The sequence below is a fragment of the Pseudomonas typographi genome, from assembly GCF_014694385.1.
GTDB lineage: Bacteria > Pseudomonadota > Gammaproteobacteria > Pseudomonadales > Pseudomonadaceae > Aquipseudomonas > Aquipseudomonas typographi.
In genome coordinates this window covers 91,540-108,579 of the sequence record NZ_JAAOCA010000009.1, presented here as the reverse complement: position 1 = coordinate 108,579, position 17,040 = coordinate 91,540, and the positions used below count along the sequence as shown (strand labels likewise).

Sequence of the window (17,040 nt, the reverse complement as noted above, 5' to 3'; positions counted from 1 at the left end):
AAGACCATTAGCCTCACTGCCCTCTCCGGGCCCTATTTTTCCCCAACTGGTCGAAATCGCTCAGCGTCTTGGGCTGATACGGATCACCGATCCAACGTGTACGCGGGACGAATGCCGAGCTGACCAGGCTTTTGGATGCATCGTGCTCATCGAAAGCCAGCCCGGCCATATCCGCCCAGGTGTGGATCAGGCTCGAACTGCTGTAGGGGCGGTCGAGGGCCGCGGTGAAGTTCCAGGGGTGGGTAGCGCGCCATTTCGGCGAAGCCCACGCCATGAAGGGGATGGTGTACATCGGCGCCGTCGGCCGCCCTTCGTTACGCCCCAGATTGTTGTGGGCACCGGAGTCGTATACGTCCTCGCCATGGTCCGACAGGTACAGTAAAAAACCGTTGGGGTCGGTCGCGGCAAACTGCTTGATGATGCTCGACACCACGAAATCGTTGTAGAGCACCGCATTGTCGTAGCTGTTGTAGGTCGCCAATTGCTCGTCGCTCAGGCCGGGCGGGGTGCCGTCACGGCCGCTGAACTTAGCGAACTCCTGCGGGTAGCGGTAGTTGTAATTGACGTGGGTACCCAGCAGGTGAATCACGATCAGTTTGCGCGGCGCGCTATCGGCCAACACCTTGTCGAACGGTTTCAGCACGTCGCCGTCGTACTGTGCGGCGTTTTGATTGCGGTTGTTGTTGAGGTAGATCTGCTCGTCGGCCTGCTGCGAGAAGGTGGTGAGCATGGTATTGCGCTTGGTCAGGGTTTGCTGGTTGGTGATCCACCAGGTCTTGTAGCCCGCCTGCTTCATAACGTCGACGATCGTCGGGGTTGTCAGGAATAAGTCCGGGTGTTGCTCATCGGCGAAGGTCAACACCTGTTGCAGCGATTCGATGGTGTAGGGGCGCGGGCTGACAACGTTATTGAACACGCTGAGCTGGTCGCGCATCTGGTCCAGGTTCGGCGTGGTGTTACGGGGGTAACCGTACAGGCTCATATGCCCACGGTTGGTCGACTCGCCAATGACCAACACCAACGTGGCCGGCAGCCCGGCGATGCTGTCGGTGAGGTGGCTGAGCGGCGGCACCTTGGCGTTCGCCGCCAGCATGGCCTGCATGCCGTTCAATTGCTCGCGGTAGTTTTGGTAGCCGATCAGCAGTTGCCATGGCACGGCGGGCTCGATGCGGTCTTGGAAACTTTCCAGGCCCGCATCGAAATTGCCAGTGCGTTGCACCTTCTTGTACAGGGGCAGGGCCACTAGCCCCAACAGCAGCGCCAGGCTCACCACCGTGGCCTTGGTCGCAGACAAGTAAACGGGGCGTACCCGGGTCCACAACAGCGCCGCGCCGGCGGCGTAGAACAGGAACGCCGGGACCATCCACCAAGCGAAATACTGGCTAAGGTACTCGCCCGCTTCGGCATCGTTCGATTCGAAAAGAACGAAGATTACGCTCTGGGAGAACTCTTGCTGGTAAATCAAAAAGTAACCCAAGCTCAGCAGCGAGCAGAGAAACAAAATGGCGCCCAGCACGCCGGCAATCGACCGCGTGCGTGCAGGAAACAACAGCACCGGTATCAGCCACAGGGCGCTGAGCAGCAACGCATCGCGAAACCCAGCGAACCCGGTGGTACCGGTAAGCTGTATCAGCGTTTGGGTCACGCCGGAGAAGTACCAGAAAAACAGGAACAGCCAAGCTAAACCCTTCCAGTCGAAAGGGCGGTGAGGGGGGGCTTTAGGGGTAAACGTGGTCATTGGGCGTCCAAAAGCGGCCTGCGTCGGCCACCCAGGGGGCTCGGCGCGATGCCTGGAGTAAAAACGGTGAGGCACCGTAATCTCGCGGACGTGTTTTTTTTGTCAAAATTTCGAGGAGATTCTGTTTAACCGCTCGGCCCGCGGTGTAGGGCATCGGCGGCTGTAGGGAGGCATCCAAGCGCCGCACAGGGTGGCGCGGCGCTTTGCCAATGTGCTGGCAAGTGGGCGCCAGCCAGCAAGCCCCATAGGGTTGGCCCTTGCACACGTTTTCTGCTGCCTACCGACGACACTGTTCGGCGCGAGCAGGTTCAGGCCCGGGGCGCCTGGAGGGCGCGTCCCCCAGAGGACGTAAAAAAACCCGCCGAAGCGGGTTCTGTTCCAAACCATTCAACATCCTGTTGGCGGCCTTCCAGGCCAATGGTCGGTCTTCCGTGACCGGCGGCGCCTGTTCCTTGGCGCCGTTGGATGGGTGTAGATTACGGCTATGCCCTGGGCCGCAACAGTCGATATCGCTGCGCCGTTTTGTAGGATATTGGCTATAGCGCGCGTGGGAAAACACAGGCCACCGGCTATTCTGGCGCAGACGTGCGGATCAGGTGGTCGAACGCGGCCAGCGACGCCTTGGCGCCTTCGCCCATGGCGATGATGATCTGTTTGTACGGCGTGGTGGTCACGTCACCGGCCGCGAAGATTCCCGGCAGGTCGGTTTCACCGCGCGCATCGACCATCACCTCGCCCCGTGGCGAGAGTTCGATGGCGCCCTTGAGCCAATCGCTGTTGGGCAGCAAGCCAATCTGCACGAAGATGCCTTCGAGTTCGATATGCCGAGTATCGCCGCTCTGGCGGTCCTTGTAGCTCAGCCCGTTGACTTTGCGGCCGTCACCTGTCACTTCGGTGGTCAGTGCTTCAGTGATCACGGTGACGTTCGGCAGGCTGCCCAGCTTGCGCTGCAGCACAGCGTCGGCGCGCAGCTTGCTGTCGAATTCCAGCAGGGTCACGTGGCTGACGATACCCGCCAAGTCGATGGCCGCCTCGACCCCAGAGTTACCGCCACCGATCACTGCGACACGTTTGCCCTTGAACAGTGGGCCGTCGCAGTGTGGGCAATACGCCACGCCGTGGTTGCGGTATTTTTGTTCGCCCGGCACGTTCATTTCGCGCCAGCGAGCACCCGTGGCAATGATCAGCGCCTTGGCCTTGAGCGAGGCACCACCCGCAAAACGCACTTCGTGCAACGCACCGTCGCGCCCGGGAATCAACTGTTCGGCGCGCTGCAGGTTCATGATGTCGACGTCGTACTGCTTAACGTGCTCTTCCAGCGCGCTGGCTAGCTTCGGCCCTTCGGTTTCCTTGACCGAGATGAAGTTTTCGATGGCCAAGGTGTCGAGCACCTGGCCGCCAAAGCGTTCAGCCGCCACGCCGGTACGGATCCCCTTGCGTGCAGCATAAATGGCTGCCGCGGCACCGGCGGGGCCACCGCCGATCACCAGCACATCGAACGGGGCCTGGGCATTGAGTTTTTCGGCCTGCCGCGTGCTGGCGCTGGCGTCGACCTTGGCGAGGATTTCTTCGACGCCCATGCGGCCTTGGCCGAAGGGTTCACCGTTCAGGTACACACTGGGCACGGCCATCACTTGGCGAGCATCGACCTCTTCCTGAAACAGTGCGCCGTCGATGGCCACGTGTTTCACGTTGGGGTTGAGCACAGCCATCAGGTTCAACGCCTGTACCACGTCCGGGCAGTTTTGGCATGACAACGAGAAGTAGGTTTCGAACACGAAGTTACCCTGCAGCGCAGCGATTTGCGCCAGGGTGTCTGGGCTCTCCTTGGAGGGGTGGCCGCCCACTTGCAGCAATGCCAACACCAAGGAGGTGAATTCATGGCCCAACGGGATACCGGCAAAACGCAGGCTGATATCGGCGCCGGGGCGGTTTAACGAGAAGGACGGCTTGCGTGCGTCGGTGCCGTCATCGCGCAAGGTGATCAGCGACGACAGGCCCTGGATATCGCGCAGCAGGCCGAGCAGTTCCTGGGACTTGGCACCATCGTCGAGGCTGGCGACGATCTCGATCGGTTGGGTGACCCGCTCCAGGTAGGCTTTCAACTGGGATTTAAGATTGGCGTCGAGCATGACGGTGGTTCCATTTCAGGTATTCGAAAACAAAAACGCCCAGGCGATAGCGCCCGGGCGTTCAGGTGGGCGGCGTAATAGCTAGCGGTCAGACGCCGCCAGGCCGGGCATTATTAGATCTTACCGACCAGGTCCAGCGACGGCGCCAGGGTGGCATCGCCTTCTTTCCATTTGGCTGGGCATACTTCACCCGGGTGGCTGGCCACGTACTGGGCAGCCTTGACCTTGCGCAGCAGCTCGGAAGCGTCGCGGCCCACACCGCCGTCGTTGATTTCAACGATCTTGATCTGGCCTTCAGGGTTGATCACGAAGGTACCGCGGTCAGCCAGGCCGGCCTCTTCGATCAGCACGTCGAAGTTGCGCGAAAGAACCTGGGTCGGGTCGCCGATCAGCGGGTACTGGATTTTGCTGATGGTGTCGGAGGTGTCGTGCCAGGCTTTATGGGTGAAGTGGGTGTCGGTGGACACACCATAGATCTCCACGCCCAGGGCCTGGAACTCTTCGTAACGGTCGGCCAGGTCGCCCAGCTCGGTGGGGCACACGAAGGTGAAGTCGGCGGGGTAGAAAAACACCACAGACCATTTGCCCTTCAGGTCTGCTTCGGTCACGTCAATGAACTTGCCATTATGGAAAGCGGTTGCTTTGAACGGCTTGACTTGGCTATTGATCAGAGGCATCGGTAAGGCTCCTTGGTGGTTTGAGGTGCGAACTGTGTCGCGATGGAAAGTATGCTAACTACTGGCGCCGCTTAACGCTCATTGGCAATGCGTATGCGCGCTATTGCTTTTGCCTATCATCCACACCCGGTCAATGTCAAAGCGAGGCAACCATTCGGCGACGAATGAACATTTTCACCGCCGCCAACCCCGCAAGGCTCGCCGCCCCTGCGCCATGACCAGTTGATTTTTCTGACGTTTATCGCAGCTGATTCCGATACGTCAGCGCGGCGTGGCGGGTTAAGCTCGGCACGCCTGTCATATCTTACAGGTTACGCAGGCAAGGCGAGGCTTTATAACCATGACATACGCTCACAACAACAAGGAGGTATGAAATGGGACAGCACGGCGAGTCGTTCCATGCTTGTGCAATTTTCGAGGATCTGACTACACGCGAACGCCAGGTATTGTTCTGGTGCTGCCACGGCAAAACCGCCAGTGAAATCGCGATGCTGCTTCACTGCGCGACCTCTACCGTGAATTTTCACATCAACAACCTGCATGCGAAGTTCGGCATTGCCTCGACCACTTACATTGTCGCCATCATGGCCAGCGAGGGCCTGGTGCTGATCGAGCCACCTTTCCACCTGGCCAAGGACCACGAGCACATCGACCATGACGATTTACATTTTACTGGCCGACGACCACCGGGTGACGTTGGCCGGAATAACTCAAGCTTTGAATGAGGCAAGCCGCGAGCGGCTACGTGTCAGGGCCTGTGTGAACGGCACAGACGCCCTGTTCCACACGTTGGGCCGGCAGCGCTTCGACCTGCTGATCACGGATTTTTCCATGCCGGGAGGGCAACAACCCGACGGTGTGCCCATGCTGGCCCGGTTACGCCAGCAGTTCAGCCAATTGCCCATCTTGGTCCTCACAGCGCTGCGCGAGGCATGCACCCTTGGGGCGGTGTTGGCCACCGGCGTCGCTGGGGTGATCAGTAAGCAGGCAACGCCCGAAGCCCTGCGCTTGGCCGCCCTGCGCGTGGCTGCTGGGCGCCGCTACCTATGCTCGGATGTGCAAAACGTACTGGCACAGCGTTACCTGCATAAAGCGGCGTGGGCGCAGGAAGGCACCACTGTGTTAACTGAGCGTGAAAAACAGGTGATGGACCTCGCCCGCCACGGCCTGCCGGTACGGCAGATCGCCCAGCGCCTGGGCCGCAGCGAAAAATCGGTGATCGTGCAACGGCGCAACGCCTTCGAGAAGCTTGGGTTGCGCCCAGACGCACTGATTTACCACCACCCGCCGCGCGAACTCATTGCCGGGTGACGCTGCGCAACGTCACGAACTCTTCGGCGGACGTGGGGTGCACGCCGATGGTTTCATCGAACACATGCTTGGTGGCCCCGGCCTTGAGCGCGACCGCCAGCCCTTGCACGATCTCGCCAGCTTCCGGGCCGACCATATGGCAACCTAGCACCCGGTCGGTAGTACGGTCTACCACCAGCTTCATCAGGACGCGCTCCTGATCGCTGGTGAGGGTAAGCTTCATGGGCCGGAACGTGGTTTCGAATACGTTGATGGCATGGCCCTGCTCCCGCGCCTGCTCTTCGGTAAGGCCCACGGTGCCAATGGACGGCTGGCTGAACACGGCCGTAGGAATGTGTGCGTAATCCACCGGGCGGTATTCTTCAGGCTTGAACAGGCGGCGCGCCACGGCCATGCCCTGCGCGGTGGCCACGGGGGTGAGTTGCACCTTGCCGATCACGTCCCCCAGGGCCAGGATCGACGGCTCACGGGTTTGGTATTGGTCGTCCACTTCGATAAAGCCGCGCTCGTCCAGGGTGACGGCGGTGTTTTCCAGGCCCAGGTTGTCCAGGTACGGCCGCCGGCCGGTGGCATAGAACACGCAATCGGTGGCCTGGGTGCGGCCGCCCTCGAAGGTGACATTAAGGGTGCCATCAGCCTGGCGGTCGATACGCGCGATGTTGGTGTTGAACTGAAGGTCCATACCCTTTTTGCTCAACTCATCGCGCAGGTGGGTGCGCACGCTGCCATCGAAACCGCGCAGGAACAGATCGCGCCGGTACACCAACGACGTTTGTGCGCCCAAGCCATGGAAGATACCGGCGAATTCGACGGCGATGTAGCCGCCCCCCACGACGATGACCCGCTTGGGCAATTGCTCAAGGAAAAACGCCTCGTTGGAACTGATCGCGTGTTCCTTGCCAGGGATGTCGGGCATTTGCGGCCAGCCGCCGGTGGCAATGAGCAGTCGCTCGGCACTGAAGGTTTGCCCGGCCACTTCCAGCCGGTGCGGGCCAAGGATCTTCGCATGGCCTTCGAGCAATCGCACGCCAGCATTGGTCAGCAGCGTACGGTAAATACCATTGAGCCGCTCGATCTCGGCATTCTTATTGGCGATCAGGGCTTGCCAATCGAAACGCGGCTTGTCCAGGTGCCAACCGAAACTGGCCGCGTGCGCGAAGTCTTCGCGGTAATGGGCGCCGTAAACCAGCAGTTTTTTCGGCACGCACCCAACGTTTACGCAAGTGCCCCCCAAATAACGGCTTTCGGCGATGCCCACGCGCGCACCGAAGCCCGCCGCGAAGCGTGCAGCCCGCACGCCACCGGAGCCTGCGCCGATGACGAACAGATCAAAATCGTATTGCATGTACCCTCCACATACGAAAACGCCGCTATCGGGTGAGGATAGCGGCGTTCGTCAAGGCCTGCGCCGATGGCTCAGTGCTGGCCCTTCTGGTAGAAATTCTCGAAACAGAAGTTGGTGGCGTCGATGTAGCCTTCAGCGCTACCACAATCGAAGCGTTGGCCTTTGAATTTGTAGGCCAACACGCAACCATCCTTGGCTTGTTTCATCAACGCATCGGTGATCTGGATTTCACCACCCTTGCCCGGCTCGGTGTCTTCGATCAACTTGAAAATGTCTGGCGTGAGGATGTAGCGCCCGATAATGGCCAGGTTCGACGGGGCATCTTCAGGCTTGGGCTTTTCGACCATGGTGTTCACCCGGTAGATGTCGTCGCGGATCATCTCGCCGGCAATCACGCCGTACTTGTTGGTTTCTTGCGGGTCGACTTCCTGGATCGCAACGATCGAACAGCGAAACTGGTTGTACAGCTTGACCATTTGCTGCAGCACACCGTCCCCGTCGAGGTTCACACACAGGTCATCGGCCAATACCACGGCAAATGGCTCGTCGCCGATCAGCGGGCGACCACTGAGAATGGCGTGGCCCAGGCCTTTCATTTCGATCTGGCGAGTGTAGGAAAAGGTGCAATTATCGAGCAGCTTGCGAATGCCGACCAGGTATTTTTCCTTGTCGGTGTTGCGGATCTGGGTTTCCAACTCGTAGCTGATGTCGAAGTGGTCTTCCAACGCGCGTTTGCCGCGGCCGGTGACGATGGCGATGCCATTCAAACCGGCTTCCAGCGCCTCTTCGACGCCGTATTGAATCAGCGGCTTGTTAACCACCGGCAGCATTTCCTTGGGCATGGCTTTGGTGGCCGGCAGGAAGCGCGTGCCGTAACCGGCTGCCGGGAACAAGCATTTCTTGATCATGAAGTGTCCTTTAATTCAAGGGCGGGCCTACGTATCGGCGAAGTCTAATCAGGCCAGCCCGCCGTTACAATGGGGGCGACAGTGGCGGTGTGCAAAGGGCACAGCAGCGCCGAACTGTTGCAGTAGAGGTAGCGCGCAGTGGTTAAGTTCCATCACCGGGCCGTCACCCGGAAATGCACGCCGTGGCAGCATTGCGCACCGTGTGCGAGCGCAATGGCAGGTTGTTCATGCTTTCGTGGACCTTGATCGCGCTACCCCCGGAGCGGTCGCTGACCAGTATCACCGCGTCCGGTTTGGACGACAGCTTTTGCGGCACGATCACCCGATAGCCGCTTTTGTATTCCTCGATCATCAGCGGGGCGCGGCTGCCTTCCAGGCGCTGGGCCAAGCAAGCGGAGTACTCCTTGGGCGTCTTGCCAGATATCACGTCCATGGTTTCGTGGGATTGCTCGATGTCCGACACACTGGCACAGCCTCCCAGGGTCAGCGCTAACAACGCGAGCCATACAACCTTCATTGAGAGCGGTCCTCCAAAAGATAAAAGCACTATGACCCTATCACTGGCCGTTTGTTCAGCGGGCGCACGCATGGCCGCTGTGATATGGTACCCGCCGGCAGACCCCATGTTTTACGGAGCCCCCATGAAATTCGTACACCAGCGCGAGCACTTGAGCGAAGATGACGTCGTTGTGATCGAATGCTCCCAGCGCTGCAACATCCGCCTGATGAACGACGCCAACTTTCGCGCCTTTCGCAATGGCGGCCGGCACACCTACCACGGCGGGGCGTTCGATCGTTTCCCGGCGCGCATCAGTGTACCCAGTACTGGCTACTGGAACATCACCGTCGACACCGCCGGCCCGCGCCCACGTGACCAAGCGTTGAAGAAGACCGCCTTCAAGCACAGTATCAAGATCGTTCGCCGTTCCACTTCTTCGTTCAGTTGACCCTGCCCGAGACTATGGCCGTGACCAAGTATGTGATCCATTACACCCTCAATGGCCAGCGCCGCTGGGATTACGCACAACTGCAAAACGGCACCCCAGCAGAAGCCCTGGCCGCCTTGCTGGCATTACACGGCGAAAGCGAGGCTGATGCCATCGAGCATATCCGCGTCAGCCGGGCCCTCTAGTGCAGTGTGGTGTTTCGGAGGTTCGCACGAGCATTGACGCGTGAATGTTGCCGCCGTGCAAGGCACCATGAGCGGGCATAGCAGGCCCGTGGCGAGACGCTGCAACCCAGCCCGCCGGCAAAAGGCACAGCCGACAGTGTGCAGCTGACGCCTGAGACGCCACGGCAGATGACGCCAATGCCCTAGCCGGCCAACAAAGGCGTACTGATCAAGATCAAACGGATCTAACATTTAGCTCAGATATCGGAAAAATCTGCCGCTTGGGCGCGCCCCCGGTGCTATGTTGAAACTCTACCCACAACGGTTTCGCGAGGAGGGCAGCGTGCACAAGATGACCTTCCCCAATGCGTGCCAAGTCATGCGCTGGCACTTTCACCCTATCGGCCTGGAAGCGACCATGGATGCCCCTGGCAGTATGGTTGCGCGGTTGTTCGACCGCGACAGCGGGCAAACCCTGATCGCCATCGCCGGTATTCCGTGCGCCACAGTCATGAATGCCAGCGACGTGGAGTTGATCATCGAGGCGGTAGAGGCAGAGCTGGACGCCTTCGTGCCCCCCCAGCGCTTGGCCGCTTGCGGGTAATACCGGCTGGGGTCAAGCGGCCTGACGGCGTGGGAACAACAAACTGAACACGGTGACGCCCTCGGCGCTGGCGACGTGGCAACGGCCGCCGTGTATCTGCATGATCGACGCCACGATCGACAGCCCCAACCCGCTTCTCTCGGACGACCGTTGCCGGGAGGTGTCCACGCGATAAAAGCGATCGAACAGCTTGCCGATCTGAGACGGGTCGATGGTTTCGCCCACATTACGCACTTGCACGGCAGTGTGCACATCCTCATCGCTGGCCAGCATCAGGATTTCGCTGCCTGGCTGCGCATGCCGTACCGCATTGGCAACAAGGTTCGCCAGGGCCCGCCGAAACAGCGTTACATCGGCGCACAGCGTGCCGCTGCCGGACCACGCCAAGCTGACGCCGCGCTCCTGCGTTACATCCTCGAAATAACTACCAACCCTACGAAATTCATCGGCAATATCCACATCGGTGCGCTCGATAGCCTCCTCGGCATGTTCTGTACGTGCCAGGAACAGCATATTGTCGATCATATTCGACAGGCGCTGAAGTTCTTCGTAGTTGGACCCGGCGAGGTGCTGGTAATAGTCCATGTTTCTGGGTTTTCCCAGCCCGACTTCTATTTGGCCCAACATATTGCCTATCGGGGTGCGCAGCTCGTGGGCCATATCCGCGCTGACCTGTTTGAGGTGGGTGAACCCGCGTTCGAGTCGGTCCAGCATGGCATTGAACTGGATGATGGCCGCATTCAGCTCGGCCGGTGCCCTGTGCTGATCGATGCGGCTGGACAACGTGCCGACGCTGATGGCCGCGGTTTGCTCCGTGAGCCTGCGCAAAGGGGCCATGCTTCGTTGTGCCAGGAAGAAAGCGAGCAAGGCGATCAGGGCGGAGGTCACGGTGCAGAAGGCGAGGATGCTGTTTCGGTAATCGGTAAGTATGCGTGTACGCTCGGAGAGCAGGCGCCCAGAAATCACCTGTAGGGGCGGCTGGCCACCCGCTATGCGAACGTTGGCGCCCATGTAGATAAAGGGTGTGCCGTCTGCCGCCTGCCCGTGCCGGACATCGTCCAATTTCAGCGCTGCATCGGCGCTTATGGGCTGGACCTCGGGAATACTGCGCTGGCCGGGGTTGACGGTGATCAGCGCCGCACCGCTGCCCGCCCGCACCACCAGCAGGGACTCGGAATTGCCCAGCATGTTTTCGAACAGGCGTGGTTTATCACGGATCAGCTCGCGAGCGTCGCTGTCTTGAAGCAGCGTGCGTATCTGGTCGACACGGGTGACCAGCGCGGCGTCATCGCGCAACGAAAGCTGGGCCTTGAGCCCGAAGTATAACGCGGCGCCTAACGTCGCCATGGCACCGAAGGCGAAACAGGCGAGCAGTATCGCCAAACGCAGCGTCAGGGATAGGCGGCTCATGCTTCATACTCGAACCGATAGCCCACGCCATGGACGGTATGAATCAGTTTGGCCGTGAAGGGGTCGTCTATTTTCTGGCGTAATCGCCGTACGGCCACGTCGACGACATTGGTGTCACTGTCGAAATTCATGTCCCAGACCAACGAGGCCAGCAGGCTGCGCGACAGCACTTCGTCGCGGCGCTGCATGAAACACATCAGCAGCGTGAACTCCTTGTTGGTCAGCGTAAGGCGCTGCCCCGCCCGCACCACACGGCGTTTCGGCACGTCCACCTGCATGTCGCCTATTTCCAGCCTTTCGACGGGGCGCTGCAAATGGCCGCGGCGCAGGATGATGCGCACCCTCGCCAATAGCTCGGCGAACGAAAAGGGCTTTACCAGGTATTCGTCCGCGCCCAGGCCAAGGCCTTTGAGGCGGTCTTCCAAGGTGCTGCGGGCGCTGAGGAACAGTACCGGCGGCCGCGGGTGGCTGGCCAGTTTTTCCATGACCGTCCAGCCGTCCATTTCCGGCAACATCACATCGAGCAGTATAAGGTCGTAGTGCGATTCCCGGGCCATGTGCAAGCCATCGATGCCATTGCCCGCGTGGTCGACCACGTATCCCGCTTCGGTCAAGCCGGCGCTAAGATACGCGGCACTTTTTACTTCGTCTTCTATGATCAGGATTCTCATGGCGGCAAGGCCCAAACCTCGGTAATCCAGCAAAAAATAGGGGCGTAACGCCAGGCACCCCATTCGACCGTTACGCCTATGTTAGCTATTGCTGCGGCTCCGTCGCGTGGGTAGCTTGTAGAATCAGGTTGGCGATTTTCTCGGGTTGGGAAAGCAGCGACACATGGCTGGCGGCGATTTCGACGGTGTGCGCCTTCATTCGCTGGGCCATGAACCGTTCGAGGTCCGGGTTGATAGTGCGGTCTTCGGTCGATACGGCGTACCAGGTCGGTTTGTCGTGCCACGCCGCTACCGAGGTCTTCGCCGTGGTGACGGGCTTGCCGACGGGTTGCTGAACGGCAAAGTAGACTTCAGCCTCCTGCTGAGGAAGGTCCCCCGCAAAGTCGTGCAGGAACGCCTGCTCCGACAGCATGCCATAGCCGTCAGCCGACCATTGTAAGCCCCCGGAGGCAGGCGCCGGGGCGAACTTCTTGGTCAGGGCCGGGTAATCCTCGCCCGCATCCGGGGCGCGAGCGGCGACATACACCAATCCTTTCACCTTAGGGTCATCACCTGCCTGGCTGATGACCATGCCGGCGTAGGAGTGCGCTACCAAAACGGTTGGCCCATCCTGCATCGCTAGCGCCCGCTTGACCGCGTCGACATCGGCATCCAGCGACGTGGTCGGGTTTTGCACGGCCGTCACGTGCAGGCCCTTGGCTTGCAACAGCGGGATGACCTTCGCCCAACTGGAGGCATCGGCGTAGAGGCCGTGCACCAGCACGACGTTCTTGATTGGCCCGGCACTGGCCGTTGCCGCATCCTGAGCCTGCACCGCTGGGATGCTGAGAAGAGACAAGGCGGCGGCCGAAAGTGCAATGGCAAGGGTTGTGTGAATCTTCATGGTTTACCACTCCAACAAGTCTGGGAGTGGCCACGGTAAAGAAAGCGCGCCCTCAAGGAGGTGACGCGAGCATTACGAAAAACTGACAGCGGCCAATGGCGCCATCAACCTCTGCCCCCCACTAGTTCGGCGTTTCCCGGTAAATCTGGCCGCGCTGGTCGAGGAACACCCCCTTGCTACCGGCTACCTTCGCCGACGCCCGCAAGGCCGTGCCATCGCTTGGGGGCTCGACGAACCAATAACAATGCTGCCGCGCCCGGGTGATGGCGACATAGGCCAGGCGCAGGGCTTCTTCGCCCTGAGCGTCGTCATAGGGTGCCAGCGCTTCGGGTTCGGCGAGGCCTGCCAAGCGGTACAGCGTATTGCGATAGGCGCAACTGCCCAGGTATTGGCAGTCACCTAGCAGGAACACCGCATCGGCTTCAAGGCCCTTGGCGCTGTGGTACGTCATCAAGCGAATCGCAGCGCCCTGCCCCGCCTGCTTGGCCGCGGCCAATGGCGCTTGGAGTAGTTTGGCCAAGCCGGCGCGTTCGGCGCCCTTGCGGTACAGCACCAAGATACTCTGGCCCTGCGCTTGGTGCGCCTGCACCCGTTCGAGCAACCTGGCATCGTCGCGTTCCAACACATGAACCGGTTGTACCGGGCGCCCGCCCACGGCACGGCCCTTTTTACCCTTGAGGCTGCGCGTACCCTTGATCACGTGCTCGGCGGCGTCGATAACCCCCTGCTGGCTGCGATAGTTGTCACGCAGGGTCACCCGGGCATGGGCCGCGGCACTGAACACGTGTTCGAATTCGAGGAAAAACCGCGGGCTACTGCCGCGCCACCCGTAGATCGATTGCCAGTCGTCGCCTACGCACAGCAACGACCCCGGCGCCAGGGTGCGCCGGGTGCGCTCGGCCTGTAGCGCTTTTAACCAATTGACGATCAGCGGCGACACGTCTTGGAACTCATCGACCAGCACATGGCTAAAGCGCTCAAGTTGCGCGGTGTCAAGCTCCCGCAAGCGCTGCCCCCCCTGCTCGCTGAACGACATGAATAGGCGGTTATAGGTCATCAGAGGCGGTTGCTGGGCCTGCAAGTGAGCTTGCAGCACCGGCCAGAACCGCGCCAACGCCTGGAAGAACAGCGCATCTGGCCCCTCAGCGGCCAGCCCGGCCTGCTCGATGGCGCCAGCCACCGGCAGGCCTAGGTTTTCAATGAACCCGCCTACCTCGTGGAAGGCGTCCAGCAGTGGCAATGCCTTGCGCTCACCGTGCAGGCAGTATTCCAACCCCGGGCCACAGCTAACGCCCGCCTCGGCAGCCTGGCCCAGTGCCTTGGCCGCGGCATAAGTGCCTAGCCAGATCACCGGCTGCTCGCAAAAGGCTTGGAACAGCGTGCGCTTGACCGCGACTTCGGCCGCCAGTGGCAGTTCGGCCTGGGCGCGGCGCACGTCTTGGCCTTCGCGCGGGTCTACCCCAAGGATTACCCAGGCCTGCAAGCGCGGGTGGTAGCCATGGCAGTAAAACGGCAACCCGCGCAATGGCAGCGGTTCAAGCTTAGCCTCGACCTCGGCCAACGGCCATGCCCCGGCGGCCCGCCATAACGCTTCCACGCTCTGGCACAGCGCCTCGTCGCGCTTGGCTGCCAGGGCCATTACGGCAGCGCGCTTGCGCACGTCGGGGTGGTCCGTGCCCAGGCGCGGCAAGTGTAACGCTTGGCGGCGCAAAGCCTCGATCAGGCTGGCGAAGTGAGGGTCCGCCGCCGCCAACCCTTGGTAGGCACCGTTGAACAGCTCTCGCTGCTGCAGGTTCAGCGCCAATGCAAAGGGCGGCTCGTCTGGGTCTGCGGCGCCACCCTGGCCGACGGTTTCGAACGCCTTCAAGGCGCCCTGCCCCGGCAGCCCCTGGGCCCAACCGAGCAGCCGCGAATGGAAGGTGCGTACCACCTCCCGGGCCTGCCGCTCGGAGAGGTGCCGACCCCACAGCGCCAGAGTGCTGACCAAGCGGGCGAGCACGTCCTTGCGCGATTCACGGGTGAAGGTCACCACGCTGATGTGCTCCAGCGGCACTTGCAGGTACTGCACCAACAGCACCACACGCAGCACCAACGACGCCGACTTGCCGGCCCCGGCCCCCGCCGCCACGCAGGTCGCCTGGGCGTCACTGAAGACCATGCGCCATTGCGCGGCGCTGGGCTGTTGATGCGCGGGCAACAGGCGGGCGGCATCGGCTTTCATCTGCTTGCGTATCGCCGCGCTGATCGGCAAGCGCCCTTCGCGGGCGGGCGCGGGGGTGCGGTCGGCTTCGCGTTCGGGGTTGTTTTTTGCCTTGCTGCGGCGCTTGGTCGGCGGGGGCGCCGCTGCCGGCGGCCGCGGTTTGCCGTTATACACGGCGGTGATTTCACGCAGCTCGCCCACGTAGGCTTTCAGGCGCTGCAGCCAGCCTTTGGCGGCTGGCTCGGTGGAACGGCGTGGCACACAACCTCCTGCCTGGGTGAATGGCCCGGCATCTTCGCCTGAACGGCGCGCCGGGTCCAGCCCAGGCAGGCTCAGGAAATGGCCTTGTCTACCAATGCCTGTGCTTCGCCTACCAGGCGCTGCAAGTGTGCCGGGTCGATAAAGCTTTCGGCGTAGATTTTGTAGATAGCTTCAGTGCCCGACGGCCGTGCGGCGAACCAACCATTGGCGGTGACCACCTTAAGCCCGCCAATGGCCTGATCGTTACCCGGGGCGCGACTGAGCACGGCTTCGATCGGCTCGCCCGCCAGCTCCGTGGAGCTGACCTGCTCGGCCGAGAGCTTGCTCAAGGCGGCCTTCTGCTGTGCATCCGCCTTGGCGTCCACCCGGGTGGCAAACGGCTCGCCCAACTCGGCGGCCAGGTCGCGGTAGCGCAGGTACGGGTTTTTGCCGGTTTTGGCGGTGATCTCGGCCGCTAGCAGCGAGGGGATCAAACCGTCTTTGTCGGTGGTCCATACGCCACCATCCTGGCGCAAGAACGATGCCCCGGCGCTTTCTTCGCCGCCGAAACCGAGGCTGCCATCGAACAAGCCCTGGGCGAAGTACTTAAAGCCCACCGGCACTTCGAACAGCTTGCGGCCCAGGCGCGCGGCCACGCGGTCGATCAGGGCACTGCTGACCACGGTTTTGCCCACTGCGGCGGTGGCGCGCCATTGCGGGCGGTTCTGGTACAGGTAATCGACCATCACGGCCAAATAGTTGTTGGGCGACAGCAGCCCCCCCTGGGGGGTGACGATGCCATGCCGGTCGTGGTCCGGGTCACAGGCAAAAGCCACGTCGAAGCGGTCTTTGAGCGCCAACAGCCCCTGCATGGCATCGGCCGACGAAGGGTCCATGCGGATCTGCCCGTCCCAGTCTACGGTCATGAAGCGGAACGTAGGGTCCACGTGGCGGTTGACCACCTCCAGGTTCAGCCCATAGCGCTCGGCGATGGCCGGCCAGTAGCGCACGCCCGCGCCGCCCAGTGGGTCCACGCCCAGGCGCAGGCCCGAGTCGCGGATGGCCGCCAGGTCGATGACATTGGCCAAGTCTTCGACGTAACGGTTCAGGTAATCGTGCCGATGGGTGGTGGCGGCCTTCAGCGCCTGGTCATAGGGCATGCGCTTGACCGCCTTCAGGCCAGCCTCAAGCAGCGCGTTGGCCTTGGCTTCGATCCACTGGGTCACGTCGCTGTCGGCCGGGCCACCATTGGGCGGGTTGTACTTGTAGCCACCGCTTTGCGGCGGGTTGTGCGACGGCGTGATGACCACACCATCGGCCAGGTGCGCACTGCGGCCCTGGTTGTAGCAAAGAATGGCATGGGACACCGCCGGCGTGGGGGTGTACTCGTCATCGGTGGCCAGCATCACCTCTACACCGTTGGCGGCGAACACCTCCAGCGCGGTGGTGCCGGCCGGGGTCGACAGCGCGTGGGTGTCGAGGCCGAGGAACAACGGCCCATCGATGCCCTGGGTTTGCCGGTATAGGCAAATCGCCTGGCTGATGGCCAACACCTGCGCCTCGTTGAAGCTGTTATCGAACGAGCAGCCACGGTGCCCGGAGGTGCCGAAGGCCACCCGATGGCTGGCCACCGCAGGGTCTGGGCGGCCGGTGTAGTACGCGCTGACCAACTTGGGGATGTCGACCAGCATTTCGGCAGGGGCGGGCCTGCCGGCCAAAGGATGGTGCGTCATGCAAAACCTCGAAAGATGAGGGGCTATCGAAAGCCCTTGAGTTTACTGGGGCTTGGACCGGTTGGCGACGGCCGGCG

At 61.6% G+C, this 17,040-nt stretch carries 16 protein-coding genes; 5 read left to right on the top strand and 11 right to left on the bottom strand.

What is annotated here, in order from left to right; all coding sequences use genetic code 11:
- Positions 1-13 precede the first annotated feature (13 nt).
- The 3 genes from cptA to ahpC all read right to left on the bottom strand — a co-directional run bounded on the left by cptA (position 14) and on the right by ahpC (position 4,547).
- Complete coding sequence (gene cptA / locus HAQ05_RS09190) at positions 14-1,738, bottom strand: phosphoethanolamine transferase CptA (RefSeq protein WP_190419655.1); 1,725 nt, start codon at positions 1,736-1,738, stop codon at positions 14-16.
- Between the two features lie 569 nt (positions 1,739-2,307).
- Entirely contained in the window at positions 2,308-3,870 is a 1,563-nt protein-coding gene (ahpF, locus tag HAQ05_RS09185) for an alkyl hydroperoxide reductase subunit F (protein WP_190419653.1), read from the bottom strand.
- 113 nt (positions 3,871-3,983) lie between these two features.
- Positions 3,984-4,547: an alkyl hydroperoxide reductase subunit C gene (gene ahpC / locus HAQ05_RS09180; RefSeq protein ID WP_190419651.1), complete on the bottom strand. Its 564-nt coding sequence runs from the start codon at positions 4,545-4,547 to the stop codon at positions 3,984-3,986.
- A gap of 374 nt (positions 4,548-4,921) precedes the next feature.
- On the opposite strand from ahpC, the gene HAQ05_RS09175 reads away from it, so the two are divergent.
- Positions 4,922-5,272: a helix-turn-helix domain-containing protein gene (locus HAQ05_RS09175; RefSeq protein ID WP_190419649.1), complete on the top strand. Its 351-nt coding sequence runs from the start codon at positions 4,922-4,924 to the stop codon at positions 5,270-5,272.
- Positions 5,202-5,858 (top strand): response regulator, encoded by a 657-nt coding sequence (locus HAQ05_RS09170; RefSeq protein WP_190419647.1) that lies wholly within the window; start codon positions 5,202-5,204, stop codon positions 5,856-5,858. Before HAQ05_RS09175 ends, HAQ05_RS09170 begins: the two co-directional genes overlap by 71 nt.
- On the opposite strand, the gene gorA is transcribed toward HAQ05_RS09170, so the two are convergent.
- The 3 genes from gorA to HAQ05_RS09155 form a co-directional block, all read right to left on the bottom strand.
- The gene (gorA, locus tag HAQ05_RS09165; protein WP_190419646.1) at positions 5,845-7,203 is read right to left on the bottom strand and encodes a glutathione-disulfide reductase; all 1,359 of its coding nucleotides are present in this window, start codon (positions 7,201-7,203) and stop codon (positions 5,845-5,847) included. The two genes, HAQ05_RS09170 and gorA, sit on opposite strands and share 14 nt — an antisense overlap.
- A 71-nt stretch (positions 7,204-7,274) precedes the next feature.
- A complete protein-coding gene (galU, locus tag HAQ05_RS09160) occupies positions 7,275-8,111 on the bottom strand; it encodes a UTP--glucose-1-phosphate uridylyltransferase GalU (protein ID WP_190419644.1) in 837 nt (278 codons plus the stop codon).
- Positions 8,112-8,274: 163 nt separating this feature from the next.
- Positions 8,275-8,628, bottom strand: a complete 354-nt coding sequence (locus HAQ05_RS09155) for a hypothetical protein (RefSeq protein ID WP_190419642.1) — start codon at positions 8,626-8,628, stop codon at positions 8,275-8,277.
- A 124-nt stretch (positions 8,629-8,752) separates the two neighbouring features.
- Between HAQ05_RS09155 and HAQ05_RS09150 the strand changes: the two genes are divergently transcribed.
- The 3 genes from HAQ05_RS09150 (at position 8,753) to HAQ05_RS09140 (ending at position 9,826) form a co-directional block, all read left to right on the top strand.
- Complete coding sequence (locus HAQ05_RS09150; protein ID WP_190419640.1) at positions 8,753-9,058, top strand: DUF1883 domain-containing protein; 306 nt, start codon at positions 8,753-8,755, stop codon at positions 9,056-9,058.
- 20 nt (positions 9,059-9,078) lie between these two features.
- Positions 9,079-9,243 carry a hypothetical protein gene (locus tag HAQ05_RS09145; RefSeq protein WP_190419805.1) on the top strand — a complete coding sequence of 55 codons (165 nt, stop codon included), beginning with the start codon at positions 9,079-9,081 and terminating at the stop codon, positions 9,241-9,243.
- A gap of 280 nt (positions 9,244-9,523) precedes the next feature.
- Complete coding sequence (locus tag HAQ05_RS09140; RefSeq protein ID WP_190419639.1) at positions 9,524-9,826, top strand: DUF1652 domain-containing protein; 303 nt, start codon at positions 9,524-9,526, stop codon at positions 9,824-9,826.
- A gap of 12 nt (positions 9,827-9,838) precedes the next feature.
- Here the strand turns inward: HAQ05_RS09140 and HAQ05_RS09135 are convergent, their stop codons facing one another.
- The 5 genes from HAQ05_RS09135 to pgm all read right to left on the bottom strand — a co-directional run bounded on the left by HAQ05_RS09135 (position 9,839) and on the right by pgm (position 16,963).
- Positions 9,839-11,236, bottom strand: a complete 1,398-nt coding sequence (locus HAQ05_RS09135) for a heavy metal sensor histidine kinase (RefSeq protein WP_190419637.1) — start codon at positions 11,234-11,236, stop codon at positions 9,839-9,841.
- A complete protein-coding gene (locus HAQ05_RS09130; protein WP_190419635.1) occupies positions 11,233-11,907 on the bottom strand; it encodes a heavy metal response regulator transcription factor in 675 nt (224 codons plus the stop codon). Before HAQ05_RS09130 ends, HAQ05_RS09135 begins: the two co-directional genes overlap by 4 nt.
- Positions 11,908-11,992: 85 nt before the next feature.
- Positions 11,993-12,682 carry an alpha/beta hydrolase gene (locus HAQ05_RS09125; protein ID WP_338050174.1) on the bottom strand — a complete coding sequence of 230 codons (690 nt, stop codon included), beginning with the start codon at positions 12,680-12,682 and terminating at the stop codon, positions 11,993-11,995.
- Between the two features lie 229 nt (positions 12,683-12,911).
- Positions 12,912-15,251, bottom strand: a complete 2,340-nt coding sequence (locus tag HAQ05_RS09120; protein WP_190419631.1) for a UvrD-helicase domain-containing protein — start codon at positions 15,249-15,251, stop codon at positions 12,912-12,914.
- 71 nt (positions 15,252-15,322) lie between these two features.
- Positions 15,323-16,963: a phosphoglucomutase (alpha-D-glucose-1,6-bisphosphate-dependent) gene (gene pgm, locus HAQ05_RS09115; RefSeq protein WP_190419629.1), complete on the bottom strand. Its 1,641-nt coding sequence runs from the start codon at positions 16,961-16,963 to the stop codon at positions 15,323-15,325.
- Between the last annotated feature and the right edge of the window lie 77 nt (positions 16,964-17,040).